20 protein-coding genes are annotated in these 19,510 nt (G+C 61.6%); 12 read left to right on the top strand and 8 right to left on the bottom strand.

Features of this window, described 5'->3' with window-relative positions; all coding sequences use genetic code 11:
- Positions 1-9 precede the first annotated feature (9 nt).
- The 4 genes from D0550_RS02875 to D0550_RS02890 all read right to left on the bottom strand — a co-directional run bounded on the left by D0550_RS02875 (position 10) and on the right by D0550_RS02890 (position 3,258).
- The gene (locus D0550_RS02875) at positions 10-939 is read right to left on the bottom strand and encodes a tetratricopeptide repeat protein (protein WP_116807592.1); all 930 of its coding nucleotides are present in this window, start codon (positions 937-939) and stop codon (positions 10-12) included.
- Positions 939-1,427 (bottom strand): hypothetical protein, encoded by a 489-nt coding sequence (locus tag D0550_RS02880; protein WP_116807593.1) that lies wholly within the window; start codon positions 1,425-1,427, stop codon positions 939-941. The genes D0550_RS02875 and D0550_RS02880 overlap by 1 nt, the downstream gene beginning before the upstream one ends.
- A complete protein-coding gene (locus D0550_RS02885) occupies positions 1,424-2,779 on the bottom strand; it encodes an ATP-binding protein (protein ID WP_116807594.1) in 1,356 nt (451 codons plus the stop codon). The genes D0550_RS02880 and D0550_RS02885 overlap by 4 nt, the downstream gene beginning before the upstream one ends.
- 107 nt (positions 2,780-2,886) lie before the next feature.
- On the bottom strand, positions 2,887-3,258 hold the full coding sequence (locus D0550_RS02890; RefSeq protein ID WP_116807595.1) for a response regulator: 372 nt from the start codon (positions 3,256-3,258) through the stop codon (positions 2,887-2,889).
- A gap of 234 nt (positions 3,259-3,492) precedes the next feature.
- On the opposite strand from D0550_RS02890, the gene D0550_RS34820 reads away from it, so the two are divergent.
- Positions 3,493-3,954 (top strand): response regulator, encoded by a 462-nt coding sequence (locus D0550_RS34820; RefSeq protein WP_161965609.1) that lies wholly within the window; start codon positions 3,493-3,495, stop codon positions 3,952-3,954.
- 514 nt (positions 3,955-4,468) lie between these two features.
- Here D0550_RS34820 and D0550_RS02900 read toward each other — a convergent pair.
- Positions 4,469-5,209: a sulfite exporter TauE/SafE family protein gene (locus tag D0550_RS02900; RefSeq protein ID WP_116807597.1), complete on the bottom strand. Its 741-nt coding sequence runs from the start codon at positions 5,207-5,209 to the stop codon at positions 4,469-4,471.
- Positions 5,210-5,475: 266 nt separating this feature from the next.
- On the opposite strand from D0550_RS02900, the gene D0550_RS02905 reads away from it, so the two are divergent.
- Entirely contained in the window at positions 5,476-5,844 is a 369-nt protein-coding gene (locus D0550_RS02905; protein ID WP_206606059.1) for a RidA family protein, read from the top strand.
- Here D0550_RS02905 and D0550_RS02910 read toward each other — a convergent pair.
- On the bottom strand, positions 5,841-6,257 hold the full coding sequence (locus D0550_RS02910) for an Lrp/AsnC family transcriptional regulator (protein WP_116807599.1): 417 nt from the start codon (positions 6,255-6,257) through the stop codon (positions 5,841-5,843). The two genes, D0550_RS02905 and D0550_RS02910, sit on opposite strands and share 4 nt — an antisense overlap.
- Here D0550_RS02910 and D0550_RS02915 point away from each other — a divergent pair.
- The 5 genes from D0550_RS02915 (at position 6,241) to D0550_RS02935 (ending at position 13,528) form a co-directional block, all read left to right on the top strand.
- Positions 6,241-7,134 (top strand): TolB family protein, encoded by an 894-nt coding sequence (locus tag D0550_RS02915; RefSeq protein WP_161965610.1) that lies wholly within the window; start codon positions 6,241-6,243, stop codon positions 7,132-7,134. The genes D0550_RS02910 and D0550_RS02915 overlap by 17 nt on opposite strands.
- A 16-nt stretch (positions 7,135-7,150) precedes the next feature.
- Positions 7,151-7,987 carry a uroporphyrinogen-III synthase gene (locus tag D0550_RS02920; protein WP_116807601.1) on the top strand — a complete coding sequence of 279 codons (837 nt, stop codon included), beginning with the start codon at positions 7,151-7,153 and terminating at the stop codon, positions 7,985-7,987.
- 203 nt (positions 7,988-8,190) lie between these two features.
- Positions 8,191-8,901: a response regulator gene (locus D0550_RS02925; protein ID WP_116807602.1), complete on the top strand. Its 711-nt coding sequence runs from the start codon at positions 8,191-8,193 to the stop codon at positions 8,899-8,901.
- Positions 8,898-10,265, top strand: a complete 1,368-nt coding sequence (locus D0550_RS02930; RefSeq protein ID WP_206606060.1) for a sensor histidine kinase — start codon at positions 8,898-8,900, stop codon at positions 10,263-10,265. The genes D0550_RS02925 and D0550_RS02930 overlap by 4 nt, the downstream gene beginning before the upstream one ends.
- Positions 10,266-10,579: 314 nt before the next feature.
- A complete protein-coding gene (locus tag D0550_RS02935) occupies positions 10,580-13,528 on the top strand; it encodes a TonB-dependent receptor domain-containing protein (RefSeq protein WP_153067012.1) in 2,949 nt (982 codons plus the stop codon).
- Between the two features lie 55 nt (positions 13,529-13,583).
- Here D0550_RS02935 and D0550_RS02940 read toward each other — a convergent pair whose 3' ends face one another.
- On the bottom strand, positions 13,584-14,507 hold the full coding sequence (locus tag D0550_RS02940) for a LysR family transcriptional regulator (protein ID WP_116807604.1): 924 nt from the start codon (positions 14,505-14,507) through the stop codon (positions 13,584-13,586).
- Positions 14,508-14,625: 118 nt separating this feature from the next.
- Between D0550_RS02940 and D0550_RS02945 the strand changes: the two genes are divergently transcribed.
- Complete coding sequence (locus D0550_RS02945; protein WP_116807605.1) at positions 14,626-14,988, top strand: rhodanese-like domain-containing protein; 363 nt, start codon at positions 14,626-14,628, stop codon at positions 14,986-14,988.
- Between the two features lie 56 nt (positions 14,989-15,044).
- Here the strand turns inward: D0550_RS02945 and gcvA are convergent, their stop codons facing one another.
- Positions 15,045-15,965, bottom strand: a complete 921-nt coding sequence (gene gcvA, locus D0550_RS02950; RefSeq protein ID WP_116807606.1) for a transcriptional regulator GcvA — start codon at positions 15,963-15,965, stop codon at positions 15,045-15,047.
- Positions 15,966-16,106: 141 nt separating this feature from the next.
- Here gcvA and D0550_RS02955 point away from each other — a divergent pair, with 141 nt between their 5' ends.
- The 4 genes from D0550_RS02955 to D0550_RS02970 all read left to right on the top strand — a co-directional run bounded on the left by D0550_RS02955 (position 16,107) and on the right by D0550_RS02970 (position 19,493).
- Positions 16,107-16,598, top strand: a complete 492-nt coding sequence (locus tag D0550_RS02955; protein WP_116807607.1) for a GNAT family N-acetyltransferase — start codon at positions 16,107-16,109, stop codon at positions 16,596-16,598.
- 195 nt (positions 16,599-16,793) lie between these two features.
- Positions 16,794-17,123 carry a LysR family transcriptional regulator gene (locus tag D0550_RS02960; RefSeq protein ID WP_116807608.1) on the top strand — a complete coding sequence of 110 codons (330 nt, stop codon included), beginning with the start codon at positions 16,794-16,796 and terminating at the stop codon, positions 17,121-17,123.
- Between the two features lie 128 nt (positions 17,124-17,251).
- Entirely contained in the window at positions 17,252-18,418 is a 1,167-nt protein-coding gene (locus D0550_RS02965) for a cytochrome-c peroxidase (protein ID WP_414717263.1), read from the top strand.
- Between the two features lies 1 nt (position 18,419).
- Positions 18,420-19,493, top strand: a complete 1,074-nt coding sequence (locus tag D0550_RS02970; RefSeq protein WP_116807610.1) for a metallophosphoesterase family protein — start codon at positions 18,420-18,422, stop codon at positions 19,491-19,493.
- Positions 19,494-19,510 lie beyond the last annotated feature (17 nt).

Here is a 19,510-nt window from a genome sequence, read left to right on the forward strand (position 1 = left end):
CGGCGGGCCTCAGTACTTCGCGCTCAACGCCGCCGGTTCCAGTTCCTTGCGTAACTGCTTCTGAAACACCGCTGGCCCAACCCAGGTGTAGATGCAGAAGCCGAGCCAGGCGAGTTGCAGCCAACCGCCTGCCTGTTCGTAGCCAGAATCGTCGAGCGCGATGACCAGGGCGCGATAAGTCAGATATGTACCGATCAGCAGTACGACACGGCGTGTCATCGAGCCGCCGCCGAAGAATGAATTGAAGCGCCACCACAGGCCGAGCAGCGGGCTCTGGCGTGCCTTGACGGCGGCGAGCAGCGCAATCGCGCCTTCGTGAAGGGAGTTGTTACGGAGCACGATGAGTGCGTGCTCCCTGGCTTCCTGCGTTTCGTTGCGGGCCAGGAGCAGGAAACCCATCGTCAGCAGCGCGTCGGAATTCTCGGGATCGATTTCGAGGGCGCGGCGGGCGAGCGCTTCCGCCTGTTTGAAATCGCGTTGCTCGCGATGATGTTCGGCGAGGGCGGCCCAGGTGGCGGCATCGTCCGGATCCATCTCTCGCGCCTTTTCCAGCAAGGGCAGAACTTTACCCGGCCGGCCCCACAAGCCATACAAATGTGCCAGTGAGCGCAGCAGGGACGGATTGTTGGGCTCCAGGCCGAGCGCTGCATTCAAGTGATCTTCGGCAACCTTGAAACGACGCTGCGCAATCGAGACGGTGGCCATTGCGTAGTGAGCGAACGTGAGTTCCGGATCGAGCGCCAGCGCCGCGCGTGCTTCGTAGTCCGCGGCATGTAAACGCTTTTGATCGTGCAGACAAACCGCGAGCAATGCGTGCGCATGCGCGTTGTCGGCATCGAGTGTCAGCGCCTGGCGCAACGTCTCGATGGCGCCGTGCAGGTGCTGGTGGTGAGCCTGAGTGTGGGCGCGCTCGATCAGCTTCTGGACGTCGCGTGACATCAGTTCACCATGATCTGCCAGAAAGGCGAGTCGACTGCATGCACGACTCGTGACTTCAAGTAGCCACCACCCACGATCAGCACCGCGGCGATCGTTGCGACCTGCCCGCGATCCGCAGCGCCGCTGAAATATTCGTAAAGCGCATGCGAGTTCTGTTGCAGAAAATAAATCCAGTAAGCGAGGCCGAGCTTCCACGCAACGATCAGCAACAGCGCATAGTGCAGGGACGAGCCGGGCAGTAAGCCGCCGGTGCGCAGCAGGCCGAGGCCGAACAGAATGACCGGTGCCCCGAGCAGTACAGCGATCGCAATCCCGATCTCACGCCCCCAGGTCGGGCCGCGCAATAGCCAGGCATTGACGGCGAAGCCGGTCGCACCCAGCCAGGCGCCGCCGAACATCATCGCAAGTAACAGCCAGAAAGGATCGAGCGCGGGCGGGCCGCGCCGGTCGCCGATCGGCTCGTCCTGGATGCGATAGGCAACGCTCATCGTCGCTGTCCGTGCTGGTCGAGGAATTCGAGCACTTCGTCGTACTGGCCGCCTTCGTTCGCGTAGCGCGCGTAGTTGCGCGCTGTCGTCAGCCATTCGTTGGTGGTGCTCTTTGCTGCTTTCAAAGCGGTGCGCAGGTGTTCCTGGGTCACGGGAACCTCGCGACCGCCAGCGATCGAGACTTCGATTGCCTCGTCGACCGCGCTTTCGACCAGATCTCGCAAATCGGCACCGGAGAAGCCGGGCGTGAGGTCCGCGATCTCGCGCAACGGTAGCTCGCCTGCGGTGGGGCGTTCACGTAACAGCGCTTCGAGAATGGACTCTCGAGCGGCCCGATCCGGTGGCGGCACGAACATCACTCGATCGAATCGGCCGGGCCGGCGGAAGGCGGGATCGACGGCCCAGGGCACGTTGGTCGCGCCCATGACCAGCACGTTGTCGTTGGCCTGCGTGAAACCATCGAGCTCGGAGAGAAACTGACTCACCAGCTTCGATGAGGTCGACTCCCGTGAATACTGGCGTTTGCCGCCCAGCGCTTCGACTTCATCGAAAAACAGCACGGCCGGCGCGGAGCGGCGCGCCTGTTCGAACAATGCGTGCAGCTTGCGCTCGGATTCGCCGATGTACATGTCGAGCACATCGGACACCGCGACATTGAAGAACTTTGCGCCACATTCGCCTGCGGTGGCGCGTGCGATCAATGTTTTACCGCAGCCGGGCGGTCCATATAAAAGAATGCCGCCGCCGGCCTTGCGTCGAAAGCGCTGGAACAGCGAGGGCTTCTGGAACGGCAGAATGATGCGGCGGTGGATTTGTTTCTTCACGGCCTCGAGGCCGCCGACATCGGCGAACTTCACGCGCTCGGTCTCGGGGCGTAACAGGCGCGTGATTTCGGTCGCATCGGTATCGTCATTCGCATCCTGCGCGACCTTGCGTGTGCCTTGGCGGGCAGCATCCAGGCGAATCACCTTGGAATCGAGCTCGGCGGCGAGGGCCCGGTCTTCGAGTGCCGGATTGGCGGCCAGGGCGGCTCGATACGCAGTCCGGCCCTGGTCCAGATCGCCGATTTGTGCGCAGGCGCGCGCCTTGAGCAGCAGCGTCTCGCTGTCATCGCCCTGTAACCATGCGATCGCTTGCGCCGGGGTGCCGATCGAAAGATAGGCACGGCCCAGGTCCCGGCGTTCGGCTTCGACCAGCTGCGTGCCATCGAGCTTCAGCTCGCTCAGCAGCTGCGCGAGCTCGTCCGTGTGATTGCGCTCGAGCGCAGCCCGCAAAACGACCAGTGCCAGGTCCCGATTGTCCGGCGAGGCGCGCAGGGCGCTTCGCAACGATTCGAATACTGCGTTATCCATGCGCGCTTCTTATACGACCGCTCGCAATTGGGCGAGCGACGGGAGCGCAATGTACAACTAGTGGCGCGGCGGGCGGTAGAGGGCGTTATGTCCGGGCGCTGCCAGGCTCAGGCGTGCACCTCGGCGACCAGCAGCGATCTCAATAATTCGACCAGAGTCGCGTCATCGAACGGCTTGGGCAGGATGGTCAGCTCATGGTCCGACGCGAAGCGGCGAGTCTCCGGAGTCTCCAGCCCCGTGGTCAGAATGACGGGCAACAGCGGCTGTTGATGTAGCAGGTGTTGTACGACCGTCGCGCCGCTGCGGTCGGGCAGGGCCATATCGACCAGCGCCGCATCCCATTCGACGCCCCGCCGCTCCTCGATCACGGTGTTGCCGAGGTAAGCGCAGTCGACATCGAAGCCCGCTTCGCTGAGCGCTTCGCGAATCGACAGCGCGACCAGCAGTTCGTCTTCGACAAGCAGGATTCGAGCGGACATGGCGACGACTTCACTAACGGACAGCAGTTGGCGCGGGCACGTTTTATTTGGTCGGCTGAGATCCCCACATGTAGCGAATTACACGGGTCGAGAGATCAGAGCTTATGCGTACGCACGCCGGGCACACGCAGGCCCGTAAACATAGGTTAAGCGACGACAGGAGGGTGATCGCGCAGCGCAACCATTTGCCCGGCTGGCTCGTGTCAGGCAGTAGCAGGAGCAAAAGAATCGGGCATGATCTATAACGTACTCGTCGGTGAACCTGACAATGACACCTGGACCTCGATCGCCAACGGCGTCCGGCGCTACCAAGCGGAGTCCGCGATCGTGCGAGTCAAAGATGGCGAGCAGGCGGTGCGCTATCTGTTCCAGCGGGGCCTGCTCACGGAGGAGCCGGAAACGCCGCATCTGATTTTGCTGGCGGCGCATCTGCCGATCGTGTCGATGAACGCTGTCATCGCCCGGTTGCGACAACATCCGAGAACGCAAGCGATCCCGGTAATCGTCATTCGGCGAGATGCGGGCCGAGATGAAGCCGAGGAGGGGTTGGAAAGCGAGCTGGGCCAGCAACTCGAGCCAGGGGTGGTTGAGATCCTCGCCACCGCGAGGCTGGAGAAAGACGTGGCGAGCGCGCTGACTCAGCTCCATAGGGTCGCAGCGCCCAAGGTAACCAGCGCTCCGTGCAGCCCTCTATGAGGGCGCAATAACGCTGGAAGTCGCAAGGCAGGGTCACGTAGGCGTTGGCGTCAAATTTGTTGTGGCACCGATGCATGCGCGGGTTGCGCTCGATGCTCGCCAGCACTACGGGCACCCTACATGTGAGCGGATGTGCGCGCATCAGATCGAGCACGCACAGGCCGCCGATGCTTTTCATTTCCAGACTGAGAATCACGAGCCGTGGCATCTCGGGCGGGCGGCCGGCGAAGAGGCCCGTTGAAAACAGGTATTGCAGAGCCTCGCTGCCGTCCAATAGATGCATCACGCGGGCTCGCGGCGCCACCTGTTCGAAAGCCACGAGCGTGGTTTGCGCATCCAACAGGTGGTCATTGACGATGAGAACATCGGCGCTTGGGACCATGCGAAGGCTCACTTGTAAGGAGTCGATGGCATCAGTCGATGGCATCAACGGAAGCCGACGCAGCCCACGGAAGTTCCGTTGGACTGAATCTTACCTACGTCGCGCTTCAGCGACGTGAGCTCGATGGCGCCATCACAGCGCTGAGTAGACGAGATGCAGCGCCAGTAATCCCAAGCCGGCAAAGAACCAGCGGCGGAAGCGCTCGGGCGAGACGCGCCGACGAATCCAGCCGCCGATCAGCATGCCGAACAAGGCGGGCACGATCGCGATGGCAGAGTTGGAAATGGCCTGAAACTCCAGTGCGTCATGCCAAAGCAAACCCAGGCCCAGTGCCACGGTGGAGACCGTGAACGACAGCCCGAGCGCTTGAACCAACTCATCGCGCGCCAGCCCGAGCCCGGCGAGGTATGGAACGGCGGGAACGACGAACGTGCCAGTCGCGCCGGTGATGAATCCTGTGGTGATGCCGACGGCGGGGCCGGCCCATCGTTCCGCCTGCGCCGAGACATTCATATGGAAATTCAGCAGCCCGGCCGCCGCATAAAGTAACAATGCGCCGCCGAGCAGAGCGCTCGCGACCGTCGATTTGGTAGATGCGATGACCCCTGCCGCGACAGCGGTACTTGCGAAGATCACAAGCAGCATTGGCCACAGTCGTCGCACGAGGCCAGCGAGCCGCGGGCCCTCGGCGAGCTGCCACACGTTTGTAATGAAGGAGGGCAGCAGCAGAATGGCAGCCGCCTCGGCCGGTGGCATTCGCAGGCTGAGCAAGCCCATCGCAACCGTCGGCAGGCCCAGGCCGACGACGCCTTTCACCGCCCCGGCGAGCAGGAAGATCAGTGCGACGTAGGCGGTAGCAAACGTGAGCGTCATGGTGCGAGTCTTGCCCGCATCCCATTCGGCTCACAATGTGATTCTCACAAAGTCTGGCGTCGGCAAATGCGAAGGAGCGGCCAGTTGGCATCGATTGCCGCCCAAGTGGCGGCGCTGCCGTCAATTGGCCGGCCAGCGATGCCGCCTGGATGCGGCAAACTCCGTCCATCCAAATTCATCCCGGTGCTCGATCCATGCGGCGACGACACGTATGCGCGAGCGTTCTGGGTGGTCTGGTGTTCCCGGCTTCCATGATGGCGACAGCGATGCCCAACAAAGCAATCAACTCCAGTGGCTTGTCGTACGCGCAGGCTTGTCTGGTGGAGCGGCCGAGCAAGCTGCTGTTCATCAGCGGCCAGGTGCCCGAGGACGCGGCAGGTAAAGTCCCGCAGCGCTTCGAAGATCAATGCCGGCTCGTCTGGCACAACATCGAAAGCCAGCTCAGCGCCGCAGGCATGAAGCTGACCGACCTGGTGAAAGTCACGGTGTTTCTTTCCGATCGTCAGTACCGCGCAGCCAACGCCGCAGTACGCAAGGAAATTCTTGGCGACCATACGCCGGCGCTAACCATCATCATCACCGGCATCTACGATGCCGAGTGGTTGCTCGAGATCGAAGCGATCGCTGCGGTCTAAGCGTCCTTGTCGCGTTTCAGGATGAGTGAAGTGGTAACGTCGATCACATCCGGCAAGGTGGCAATGTGGTCTCGCGTCGAGTTGAGCTGTGACGTAGCGCGAGCCTCGATCTCCACGGCAAGGTCGACGTCACCGCTCAACGAATAACACCGGCACACTTCCGGCAGCGCCGTGATAGCCGCCACGGTCTTTGGTGCTGGCGTTTTTGCCAGTTTGAGTAACAGCAGCGCGGACAATCGATCGGCATCGGCAACGCGAGCGTGATAACCGAGAATGACACCCGACTCCTCCAGTTTCACCAAACGCTCGCGCACTGTGCTGCGCGCCAGCTTCACTTTGGCCGCAATGGCTTTCAACGGCAACCGCGCGTTCGTGCGCAGCAACGAGACAATTTGCATGTCGATCGCATCCATCGTCGCTCTCCGCTGCCTGCAGTGTGCAGCCGCCAGTATTTTCGTTGTCGGCAGCGCGTGGTCGCAACCGGTGAATACGCCCAAGCATTGGACGCCGGCTGCAATCTCGTCCTCAGGGTACGAATCATCGCCGACCTTTACGCCTGACGGGCGCGAGATGTACTTCCTCAGCGCGGACGCCAGCTTCAGCAACTATCGAGTCATGGTCTCGAGGTGCGAGCGCGGCGCTTGGAGCAAGCCGGAAGTCCCCTCGTTCGCCCAGGCGCTACCTGTCGTCGAAGCAGATCCGTTCGTGAGTTATGACGGCCGCCGTTTGTACTACATCTCGACGCGCCAGGATCCAAAGCATGAGGACTTCGATATCTGGATGGTCGAGCGCTCGACGAATGGAGGGTGGGGCGAGCCGAAGCGTTTGCCTGAACCGGTGAACTCGCCCACGTCGGAGCTGCTACCGCGCGAGGACGGGCAGGGGCGCCTGATTTTCGGCTCCGCTCGCGCAGGCGGTGAAGGTCAGGGTGACATTTACATGGCCACGCCGCAGGCCGATGGCCAGTGGCGAGTCGAGAATCTCGGCCCCCCAGTGAATACGCCAGCGTTCGAGTACGAAGCCGAAGTGTCACGCGATGGCAGTACCCTGGTCGTGGTTGCGCATCGGACCGAGCGCTCGCATCTCTATCAATACAAGTGGCGCGGCGGTCGCTGGGTCGAAGTAGGTGAGATTCCCGCGCTGGCGGAGCAATTTCAGGTCGGACCGCTGCTTTCGCCGAGCGGTGATCGCTTGCTGTTCGCGCAACGAGATGGCGAGCGATCGGGCGAGATGTTCCTGGTGGATCTGGCGCCGAATGCCGATGAGGCCTGGCCTCCGCGCTGCCGATGATGGTATAGCAGGAAGAATGGCAACACTCACTGGTCGCACCATTGCCGTTCCCGAGACTCGGGAGCTGGATGTCTTCTCTGCAATGCTCGAGCGCCGGGGCGCGACGGTTCTGCGCTGTCCGCTCGTGGCGATTCTCGATGCGCCCGATCCCAAGCCCATCCTCGCATGGCTGCACGGTTTCAATGCCGGCGCTTGCGATGACCTGATCCTGCTGACGGGGGAAGGCTTGCGTCGGCTGCTCGGCTGCATCGACAAGAACGAGCCGTCACTGCGCGAGCCGTTCGTGCAGCGCTTGGCCGCGGTGAGAAAGATCACGCGAGGTCCGAAGCCGGCGCGGGCGCTGCGAGAGTTGGGGCTCAAGTCGGATATCGCCGCTGAGTCGCCGACCACGCAAGGCGTGATCGATTCGCTGCGCGCCGAGAATCTGCAAGATCGCAAGGTCGGTGTGCAGTTGTACGGCACTGAGCCCAACCGACCCCTGACGGAATTCCTGCAAGGGGCGGGAGCGCAGGTCATGACGGTTGCACCATACGTTTACGCCGACAAGCTTGCCGACGAAGCGGTTCGCGATCTCATGCAGAAGATGGCCGCGGGTGCCGTCGACATCATCGCGTTCACCAGCACGCCGCAAGTGGAGCGCCTGTTCACCGTCGGCCCGCCGGAGCTGGTGCGAGCTGCGTTCGAAAAGACCGAGGTCGCCGCGATCGGCCCCGTCGTCGCCGATGCACTCAAGCGTCACGAGATTCCTGTCCGGCTGATGCCAGAGGACTCGTTCTTCATGAAGCCGCTGACCACTGCGATCGAGCAGGGCATTGGCACCCGCAACGGCACGTCGGAAAGTCAAGAAATGTAAAAAGACCGGCCGTCCCTGGCCGCCGGCCGCAGCGTGCGTGAAGTGGGGATCACGCGGCTGCCAGCCAAGTGTGCTCAGGGTGCCTGTTTCGTAGTGCAGTTTGTTTGGCGTTTGGTCAACGCCGTGTAACGGTGTGTAACTGCGTGCGCTGTCCTCAAGTGTGGTCCTTGTGAACGGGCCGGGGCCTGCCGTACAAGAGCGGCATGCGGGCTACCAACTTACTCATTGTCGAAGACGATCCCGAAATCCGGCAGATGGTTGCCGAGCTGATGCGCCGGGAAGGTTTCGAGGTCGATGCAGCCGAGGATGCGCGCGGCATGGACGATGTGCTCGCACGTCGCCGACCGGATCTGATCGTGCTGGATCTGATGTTGCCGGGCGAAGATGGCTTGTCCATCTGCCGGCGGCTCCGGGTTCACAGCAATCTGCCCATCTTGATGCTCACCGCGAAGAGCGATGAGGTTGATCGCGTCGTCGGTCTGGAAATGGGCGCCGACGATTACCTCGTCAAGCCTTTCGGGCCTCGTGAGTTGTTGGCGCGAGTGCGAGCGCTGTTACGGCGTGGTGCTTCGACGCCGTCAGCTGTTCGTGAGCGGCGCTTTTCGTTCAGTGGCTTCGTCATCGATCTCGATGCGCGCGAGCTCGTCGATCAAAGCGCAGCGCCAGTCGCGCTGACCGCCGCAGAATTCGATCTGCTCGCCTGCTTCGTTCAGCATCCGCGACGCGTGCTGACCCGAGAACAGATTCTGAGCTGGACGCGCGGTCGCATGGCCGATCCGTTCGATCGCACGGTGGACATGCAAATCTCCCGGCTGCGACGCAAGCTCGATGCGGCCAGCCCGGCCGCGAAGCTGATTACCACTGTACGCAACGGCGGTTATCTATTCACCGCGCACGTCGGTAACGTTGCGTGATTACGCGACTGACATTTGCTTCACGGCTCGGCTTGATCGTGGTGCTGAGCCTGATCGTCGCCTGGATTGCAGCGACGGCCATTTTCTACATGGCCACGGCCAGAGAAGACGGAGAATCCCGGCCGCTGCCCCTGCCTCGCCAGATTGCAGCGCTGGTGCAACTGCTCGAACGAGCAGAGGACAGCACGGAACGCTCGCTGATCATTCGCGCCGTCGGTTCGCCGAAGTTCAGCGTGCAGCTGGTCAGCGATGCGTCGCTGCTACAAACGCCGCACACTCGTCCGTTCGAGCTACGAGCGCAACTACTGCAGAAGGCGCTTCATGAGATTGGCGGGCGGCCGTTCAGTCTGACGTTCGATGCGGACGCCGGCCACGACAAGCGCCCGCCGCAGTTCTCCTACATGATGCCAACCAACCTGGAGCTGCGCGTCCGCTTGCAGACCGGAGAAGTCTTGGTGATTCGGGGCTATCACCGGCCGACGACGAATGTGTATGGCATGCCGATCGGCTTCATCGCTGGCTTGGTTGGCACGCTGACCGCACTGATTGCATTGATCATCATGCATCGACAGACGAGGCCGCTGGCGCGGCTCGCGGCCAGGGTCGATCAGTTCGATTTCTCGGGTCAGCCGACCATGCTGCCGGAAACGCGCTCGGCAGCACCGGAAATTCGTGCGCTCATCGCGGCGTTCAATCGCTTGCAGGCCCGCCTGGCGCAACTGCTGCGTGCACGAATGGCGATGCTCGGCGGTATTTCTCACGATGTGCGCACGTTCGCAACCCGTCTGCGGCTGCGTGTCGATCACATTGCCGAGAAAGCGGATCGCGAGCGAGCCATCGCCGATATCGACGACATGATCCGACTGCTCGACAACGCGCTGCTCGCCAGTCGCGCCGGCGCGGGCGAGCTGGTCGAGGAATTGGTCGAGTTCGGGCAAGTAGTGCGGGACGAAGTCGACGATCGTTCCGCGGAGCGAGCGCCGATTCATTTGCAAGCCGTCGCGACCCAGGAAGATGCCATCGTGCTGGGTGACCGCGTGGCTCTACGTCGAGTCGTGGCGAATCTGATCGACAACGCTCTGCAGTACGGGCGAGCTGCACATGTGCAAGTCGATACGAGCGATCGAGAGGTGCGGCTGACGGTCGACGATGATGGGCCGGGTATTCCGTTCGAGCAGCGGGAAGCCTTGCTCGAGCCGTTCGTCCGTTTGGAAACATCTCGCAATCGACGCACCGGCGGTGCTGGTCTCGGGCTGGCAGTTGTGCGCAGTCTGGTCGAAGCGCACGGTGGTTCGATCAACATCGGCGAGGCGCCCACTGGCGGCGCGCGCTTCACAGTCAGCCTGCCGCTGTTTCACGCTTGAGACGAAACTGATCTGTATCTTTTCTGGCTGTTCGCGTGCGCTGATTCCGACGTACAGAATCAAAACAAGAATGTCACGTCGAACTGCGCAAATTTCATGCACGCCATTGCAATGATTTATTAAGCGCGTTGACCCTCGCTGACAGTGTCACGTACAACACTTCGAGTGCTTCACAAAGCACCAAACAAAGTTCGCAGCGACCACGAGCGATGCAATGTTCGCCTCGCGAGGATGCTGCGAACGACTGACGAGAGAACACGTACCAGCAGTGTTCGCCGAGCGGCGGGCGACAGCCGCGGTTAGTGGGGGACAATATGAATTCGAATCGCAGTCCGTGGATCCGGCGCGTCCGCACGTCGCGTGACGTCGTCACCATCAATCGAAAGTTGCGCGACGGTGTGCGCGATGTGCTTGCAGGCTCGCTTCTGCTTGGCAGTTGCGCGGCCATGGCGCAGCAGGCGCGAAGCGTCGAAGAGGTGGAAGTCATCGTTGTGACCGGCTCGTACATTCAAGGTACGGCCGAAGATGCAGCACTGCCGGTCGATGTCTTCACCGCCGAAGACCTGCAGATGCAAGGCTCGCCCTCCATGGTGGATCTGGTGAAGTCCATTCCCTCGGTGCAGGGCGTGCTCGGCGAATCGAATCAGTTCGGCTCGGCGCAATCCACTGGCACGGGCAACGTCAATCTGCGCGGCCTTGGCGCGGTGCGCACGCTGGTATTGATGAATGGCCGCCGTATCGCAGGTTCGCCGACGGGCAGCGGTGTCGACACGAATCTGCTGCCGATGGCCGCGATCGGTCGTATCGAAGTGCTGAAGGATGGCGCGGCTGCAACGTATGGATCGGATGCCGTCGCCGGCGTCGTCAATTTCATCACCAAGACCAACGTCGAAGGCCTGGCGCTCGATGCGTCGTATAGCTACATCGATGGCTCGGATGGCGACTACCATGCAAATGCCTTGTGGGGTCATCGCGCCGATACCTGGAATGTCATGGTCGCCGCGGGCTACCGTCATCGCTCCGAGTTGAACTCGACGAAGCGCAACTGGGCGGTGCGCAGCTTCGATGAGAACCCGCAAAACGGTTACTCGCCATTCGGCAACCCCGGCCAATACAACACGACCGCGGCTCCCGGGATTGCCGCACAAAGTTTCCGCGATCCGGGTTGTACGGCTTTGGGCGGCTTCGAGATCCTGCCCGGCGATGGCTGCCGCTTCCAGTACATCACTTTCGACAATCTCGCCGAGCGTGAAGAGCACTACCAGCTCTACAGCGAATTCAACATGGATATCGGCGAGAAGACCTCGTTCCATTTCGAGGCGCTGTATGCGGCTCACGATGTGCCGGAAGAAAACTCCTCGCCGTCGTATGGTCCGCAGCAGGGCGCGAATCTGACTGCGACGCCGACCACCGGCCTGCTGGCGCCGAACTACATCATTCCGCTGAGCAATCCGGGCTTGCAGGCCATTCTGCCGTATATCGACCAGGTCGATCGCGACGCCGTGCTGGCGCGTCGCTTCGTGGTTGCCAGCGGTCTGCAGTGGCGTCCGCTGGGTAACGGCGGCAACCCGCTCACCGGCGAAGGCAAGAAAGACGAGCGCTTTTTCGATGGCTTCCGCCTGTCGGCGGGATTGAAGGGCGAGTTTGGTCCCAGCATCGGCTGGGACACGGCTGTGACCTATAGCGAGAACACACGCAGAGTCAACACGCCGGACATTCTCGCGTATCGCTTGCAGCTTGCGTTGAACGGCATGGGCGGGCCGAACTGTGCGGCGGGCGGTACCGCGGGCCAAGGCGGATGTTTGTTCTTCAATCCGTTCTCGAATGCCTTCGCGGGCAATCCCTCGACCGGCGCGGTCAACGACTTCAACTACAATCCTGCGCTGGCGAACGATCGGGCCGTCATCGACTGGATGTTCGAGAATACCGGTGCGGAGGATACTACTTCGAACCTGGCCGTCGACCTGGTGTTCAACGGCGAGCTGCCTTGGTCGTTGCCCGGCGGTGCCGTCGGTTGGGCCTTTGGCGGTCAGTATCGAGACGAGGGTTACGAGCGCAAGGTCAATTTCTTCTCCGATATCGACCGCAATCCCTGCGTCGATACGCCGGTGAACGGCAACATGGGCTGCACGACCCAGTTCGGCGCATTCACCTTCTTCGGTCCGCAGCGTAATCAGAACCTGACCCGCGACGTGTTCGGTGTGTTCGGCGAAGTGAACCTGCCGTTGTTGGAGTCGCTGCAGGCGCAGGTCGCATTGCGTTACGAAGACTACGGTGGCCTGGTCGGCTCAACCACCAATCCGAAAGTGTCGTTGCGTTGGCAGGCGCTCGATTGGCTGGCATTCCGCGGCTCGGCCGGCAGCACCTTCCGTGGTCCGCAGCAGACGCAATTGTTGGATGGCTTCACCACGACACTCGTCTATACGGGCGTCAATCGCGGCTACAAGCCTTACGACACCTACGGCAATGCCGCTCTGAAACCGGAAGAGGCCGATACCTTCAATCTCGGCACCATCGTGCAGGCGGGCAACTTCAAGGCCACGCTCGATTACTGGAAATTCAACTTCAAGAATCCGATCGGCACCGAGGGCGGTACTGAACTGGTAGCGTCTTTCTTCGGCGCGAATCCCGGCGATCCCGACCGCTGCAACGACCCGGCCTACGCCGGATTGCTGGATCGATTCACGTTCACGGGCACCACGTGCAGTGCTGCAGCGCTGATTCGTACTCGCGTCAATGTGATCAATGGCCCGGAAGAGAACATTTCCGGTCTGGACGGCAGCTTGTCGTACCTGTTCGAGGGCGTGTTGAGCGGTGATCTGCTGGTGGGCGCCGATGCTTCATATACATTGAAGTACGAGCGCGACGCACTGATCGTCGAGGGTGTGCTCATTCAAGATAAGGACGATTACGCCGGCACTCGTGGCGGCGCAGGCACGGGCTCTCTGCCGAAGCTGCGTGGCTCGGCCTACTGGGACTACAGCATCGGCGATCACGGCTTGCGTTGGACCTCGCGCTACATCGATGGCGTGACTGACCTGCGCGCCAGCGTGCCGGATGGGTTCCGCGGAGTCGGATCGTTCCTGACGCACGATCTGGTGTATCGGCTGCAGTTACCCTCGGAGACCATGCTCACCGCGTCCGTGATCAATCTGACCGATCGCGATCCGCCGCTGGTGCGTCTGGATCTGAGCTACGATCCGTTCATTGCCAATCCGCTTGGTCGCTACTTCAAACTCGCGTTCAGCAGGAAGATATTCTGAGCCCGGTTGCAGGCAAAACCAAACGCCGCTCGGTCGAGCGGCGTTTTTGCTTGCATCAGTCCTCGAGCGTCCAGCCTTTCTCCCAGGGCGGTTCCGGCCCGAAGGTGGTCGCGACGAAGTCGACGAACGCACGCACCTTCGGCATCAGATTGCGCCGCTCCGGATACACGGCGTGCACGGCAATCTCGGGTGGCCTGAACTTGCACAGCAGCGGCTTCAACTCGCCCGAGCGCAATTGATCGCCCAAATAAAACGTCGGTAGCTGGATGATGCCGCCACCTGCAATTGCCACCGCACGGTTCACCAATCCATTGTTGGTATGAAGACTGCCGTTCACCGGCACTACGTGCTCCTGGCCTTCGCTGTCGGTGAAGCGCCACTCGCGAGGCGTGCTCAGCGGCGTGTAGAGAATGCAGTTGTGCTCGAGCAGATCTTCGGGGCGCTCCGGCGTGCCGTGTTTCGCGAGGTAGGCGGGCGACGCGCAGATGATTTGTTTGGTAGGCGCGATCTTGCGAGCGATCAAGTTTGAATCGCGCAAGCGTCCGATGCGGATCGCGACGTCGAAACCTTCCTCCACCAGATCGACCTGCCGATCGTCCAGGCTCAGCTCGACGGTCACGCCAGGATAACGCTCCATGAAAGTTTGGATCGCCGGGCCGAGCTGCAGGATGCTGAAGGACATCGGCGCCGACACACGCAGCGTGCCGCGTGGCTCCGTTTGAAAGCGCGCGACTTCCAGTTCGGCGTTCTCGATTTCGCGCAGCGCGCTGCCGGTGCGGCTGAACAACTCGGAGCCGGCTTCGGTGAGGCTCAGTCGGCGGGTGGTGCGATTCAACAGCCGCGCGCCCAGCTTCTCTTCCAGTCGGGTGATGGCCTTGCTGACCACGGGCTGTGACATCTCCAGCGCCTCGGCCGCGGCCGTGAAGCTGGAGAGCTCGACTACTTTGACGAAGATTGCGATGTCGGTGAGGTTTTGCATTTGGGTCGGTTCGGGGAATAAATCCCATGCCGCCAGGGCCGATGATCCGGGGCTCGCGGCTGACTAACGTAGCACCCCTCAAGGCCGGGCGTCGCCTGGTCGTCATCAAGGTGCTGTCATGTCTACTCAGGATACGCTTCAGGCACGGGACTTTTTCGCCCAGAAACTGGCTTTTCTCACCGGTCCGTACGAGCTGAATGGCCAGCTGCGGCGGAACGAGCCCATCACCATCGTCGATGTGCGCCTGCCGAGCGACTATCAGGCCGGCCACATTCCTGGCGCCATCAACCTGCCGCAAGGCAAGTGGCACACGCTCGGCGGCCTCGGTAAAGATCGTACCGCCGTCCTGTATTGCTACAGTCAGACGTGCAAACTCGCCGCCGCAGCGGCCGTCGAGCTGGCGTCGGCTGGCATTCCTGTCGTGGAGATGGAGGGCGGCTACGAAGCCTGGGTCAAGAGTGAATTGCCTGTGGAGCGTTGAGCTGCACTCGGAGTTGATGCGTCAACCGGCGCTCCATGTAGGGCGCCGGGACACGCTCATTGCGGCTCGAGGCGCTCGCCTTCGGGCGGCGGAAACTCGTTGCAGACTTCGCGCAGCCAATCGCGGAAGCGAATGACTTTCGGCACTTCGAAGTTATGGGCTGGCGCCACGAAGTAATACGAGTTGTGTTGCCTGACGCTTTGCGTGGACGGGCGCACCAATCGTCCCGACGCGAGATCGCCTGCGACCAGCGACCATCTCGCCAGCACTAGCCCGTGGCCTTGTTCCGCCGCGGCCAGCACCGACGCGGAGTCATCGAGGATCGGGCCGCGCTCGATGCGAGTCGTGTCGCCGCCGACCCGGCGCAGCCAATCCATCCACGGCTCGCTCGCGCTATGGAGCAGCGGATATTTATTCAGATCGCCCAGCGTCGCGATCGGGCCGAGCTTTGCGTATAGCGCCGGGCTCGCGACCGGAAACACCCAATCGTCGAGCATCTTCTCCGCTTGCAGTTGTGGCCAGCTGCCCGAGCCATAGCGGACGGCGGCGTGGAAATCGGTCTGCATGAAATCGACCAGCTCGCGGCTGGCGCTGAAGCGCAGATCGACCTCGGGATGCTTTTGATAGAAATCGCCGAGTCGCGGCAACAGCCACTTCTGCAGAAACGAGCCGAGCAGACTGATGTTCAGCAAGCCGCTGCTGCGATCGAGGCGCAACTGATCGACCGCGCGCGTCAGCTCGCCCATGCCTCGTTGCACGCCCGGCAGCAAACGCGCACCCTGTGGCGTGAGTCGCACGGAGCGGCTGTGCCGGACGAAGAGTGGGGTCTCGAGGAATTCTTCGAGTGACTTGATATGCGAGCTGACCGCTGCGGTCGTGACGTTCAGGGACTGCGCCGCGCCGGTAAAGCTCAAATGGGCGGCAACGGCCTCGAAGGCCCGCAGGGCGTTCAAAGGCAATTTGTTGTCAGCGCTCATCGTTCCGCCGCTTCGTTCAAAATTCTTTTAATCCTTGAACCCGAAACGCCACACGAATACTCGCAAGCGCAGCGAAAATATATCGATTCACTTAATGATGCAAGGTACGATGTCCAGCCTTCGACGGAGGGGGAGCGAGCCATGACCAGCCTGCACATTGAGCCGGCGACACCGGCCGACGTGCCAATGATCCTGCAGTTGATTCGCGAGCTCGCGGAGTTCGAGCATCTGCTGCACGAAGTGACGGCGACCGAGGAGCAGTTGCTCGAGCACCTGTTCGGTGCAAGGCCGAAGGCCGAGGTCATCATGGGGCGGCTGCAGCCGGGCGGTGAGGTCGCGGGCTTCGCGCTGTTCTTCCACAACTTTTCGACCTTCCTGGCCAAGCCGGGCATCTATCTCGAAGACTTGTATGTCCGTCAGCAGTACCGCGGTCACGGCTATGGCGGGCAGCTGTTACGCCATCTGGCGGGGATCGCGCTCGAGCGCAATTGCGGTCGGCTGGAATGGTCGGTGCTCGATTGGAATCAGCGCGCCATCGATTTCTACAAGAGCCTCGGCGCGGTGCCGATGAATGAGTGGACCATCTATCGCGTCACTGGCCCGGCTCTGCAAAAGCTCGGCAATGGCGGCTGAGTTGCGCAAGGCAAGCGGTTGTTTCGATGGGACCGATCGGAAATAACTGCCGATAGCGCGGCGGCCGTAGCGTTCAACGTGCTGGCAACTGACACGCACGCGGTGTATTTTCGGGCGCAAGTCGAGGCGATCAGCCGACAGGAAGTCTGCGTCGCGCTCAAATGATAAATCCGCGCTGGACCAACGAGGGTTCGCATGTCCATTCGCGCCTTGCGCTACCTCATCGCACTTGCCGAGTGCTTGAACTTCACTCGCGCGGCGGAGCGATGCTCCGTCACTCAATCGACGCTGAGCATTCAGCTGCGCAAACTCGAAGAGTATCTCGGCGTGCGGTTGTTCGAACGTGATCGCACGCATGTCGCGCTTACTGAAGATGGGCGCAAAGTTCTCCGCTTCGCTCGCGTTGCCGTTCGCGCAGCCGATCGCATCGTCTCCGTCAGCCGCAATGCTCATGGCCGCTCCGCCGCTCTCGGCCCGGAGGCTCTTATTGAAGAGATCAATTGTCATCGTGCGCCCATCGATTAGACTTTGTCTAATTTAGACCGTGGCTAGGACCGACTCACGGTCCCGCCCGAGCAGGGGAGAGCAGCATGGGACCGCCGATCCATACCGTGCGCGTGGCGACGTGCGCCAGTATTTTGTCTGGCCTCTTCATGATGGGGACTGCGCTGGCCCAGCCACTGGGTTTGCCGCCGGTGCCCGTCCCAGCGGACAACCCGCAAACGCCCGAGAAGATCGCGCTCGGCGACAAGCTCTTCAACGACAAGCGTTTCAGCAGCACCGGCGAGGTGAGCTGCGCACATTGTCACGATCCACAGAAGGCCTTCACCGATAGTCCGCTGGTCACGTCGGAAGGCATCAACAAACTCACCGGCACGCGCAACGCGCCGACAGTGATCAATTCCGCGTACTTCAAGCTGTTCTTCTGGGACGGCCGTTCGCTCGACATGGAAGATCAGGCGCAGCATCCCATCATCAATCCGGTGGAGATGGGCCTGCTGAATCATGACCCGGTGCTGCAGATCGTGCGTACCGATCCCGACTACGTGGCGCGCTTCAAGAAAGTCTTCGACAAGCAAGGCGAGCAGGTCACGATGAAGGAAGTACAGCAGGCCATTGCCAGCTTCGAGCGCACCATCGTCGCCGGCGATTCGCCGTTCGATCGTTGGCATTTCGGCGGCGACCAAACCGCCGTGAGCGAGCAGGCGAAGCGCGGCTTCAACGTGTTCCTCACCAAGGGTCGCTGCGTCTCGTGCCATACGATCGAGCAGGATTACGCGTTGTTCACCGACAACCGTTTCCACAACATCGGCGTTGGCGTGAATCGCATTCAGAAGGAAATCCCGCAGTTCGCGCCGGCATTCCTGACCGCGAAGAGCGCGGGCACGGATGTCGATAAAGCGGTGCTCACGAATCCGAAGGTATCCGAGCTGGGTCGCTTCGCTGTGACCGAGACGCTCGATGAGATCGGTGCGTTCAAGACTTCGACCTTGCGTAACGTCGCGGTGACCGCGCCGTTCATGCACGACGGCAGCTTGGCGACACTGCGCGACGTGGTCGAGCACTACAACAACGGCGGCATCACCAATCCGAACGATCCGGTGAACGACTTCCTGAGCGGCGGCATTCGTCCGCTCAATCTCACCGAGGAAGAGATGTCCGATCTGGTCGCATTCATGGAATCGTTGACCAGCCCGCAATTCGCCGCGCAGAAGGCCGCTTCGGCGAATCCCGTTTCCTGCAATGTGAAGACCACCGTGGCTAACGCCAGTCCGGTGACCCCCGCTAGCAACTCAGCCAGCGGCGGAGAGGGGATGTAACATGGACATCAAATACGATCGCCGCAGTTTCATCAAAACCTCGACGATGAGCGTCGGCGCCGCGGCGCTGCCGCTGACCATGGTGGAGCTGGCGTTCGCGAAGCCGAGCGACAATTTCACCTTCGCGTACATCTCGGACTCGCACATTCAGCAGATCAAAGGCACGCAGTTCGTGCGCAACTGGGACCGCGGTCTGATTCGCGCGGTCGCCGAAACCAATCTGCTCACGCCCAAGCCGGACTTCATCATGTACGGCGGCGACCTGGCCCAGATGGGCAACAAGCCCGAGCTCGATCATGGCGCGGAGATCCTGTCGAAGTTGAACGGCAAGGTCTATCACGTGATGGGCGAGCACGACTACTACCTCGACCTCGGTGAATACTGGTCCAAGCTGTTCGGCAAGCAGTACTACAGCTTCAACCACAAGGGCGTGCACTTCGTGGTGTTGAACAGCATCCTCACCTACGACGACTGGACCTTCAACCGCTGGCCCAGTGCCGAGCAGCGCATGGCCGAGATGGCCGGTCTGGACAATCCGAACGGCTCGCCGTTCATGGTCGGCGACAAGCAGCGCGACTGGTTGAAGAAAGATCTGGCGAAAGTGAAGAAGGACACGCCGATCGTGGTGTTCTCGCACTCGCCACTGCAGAAGATATACAAGGGCTGGAATTTCTGGACCGAGGACGCGGAGCAAGTGCAGGCGCTGCTCGCGCCATTCGACAAGGTCACGGTGTTCTACGGGCACGTGCACCAGATCCAGTACAACCAGATCGGCAACATTGCATTCACGTCCGCGATGGCGACCGCGTGGCCCTGGCCATATCCGCAAAGCTACGCGCGGGCTCAGCAACTGCTGCCGAAGCTGACGGTGCAGATGAATCGCGCCGATCCGTTCTTCGAGCGCGATGCCACCGGCTGGCAGTTCATCGATGTGAACAGCGGCCGCGCCAGTGCGACGTTCAATCTCTACAACAACTCCACGCGAACCGTGGCGTTCGATCCGCAGGCTGGGCATCCCAAGGACAAGACCTATCAGGATGAAGACAAGCGCATCGCACCCCAAGTGCATTATTGAGACAGCGCTACAGCTTC

Source organism: Steroidobacter cummioxidans (genome assembly GCF_003104955.1).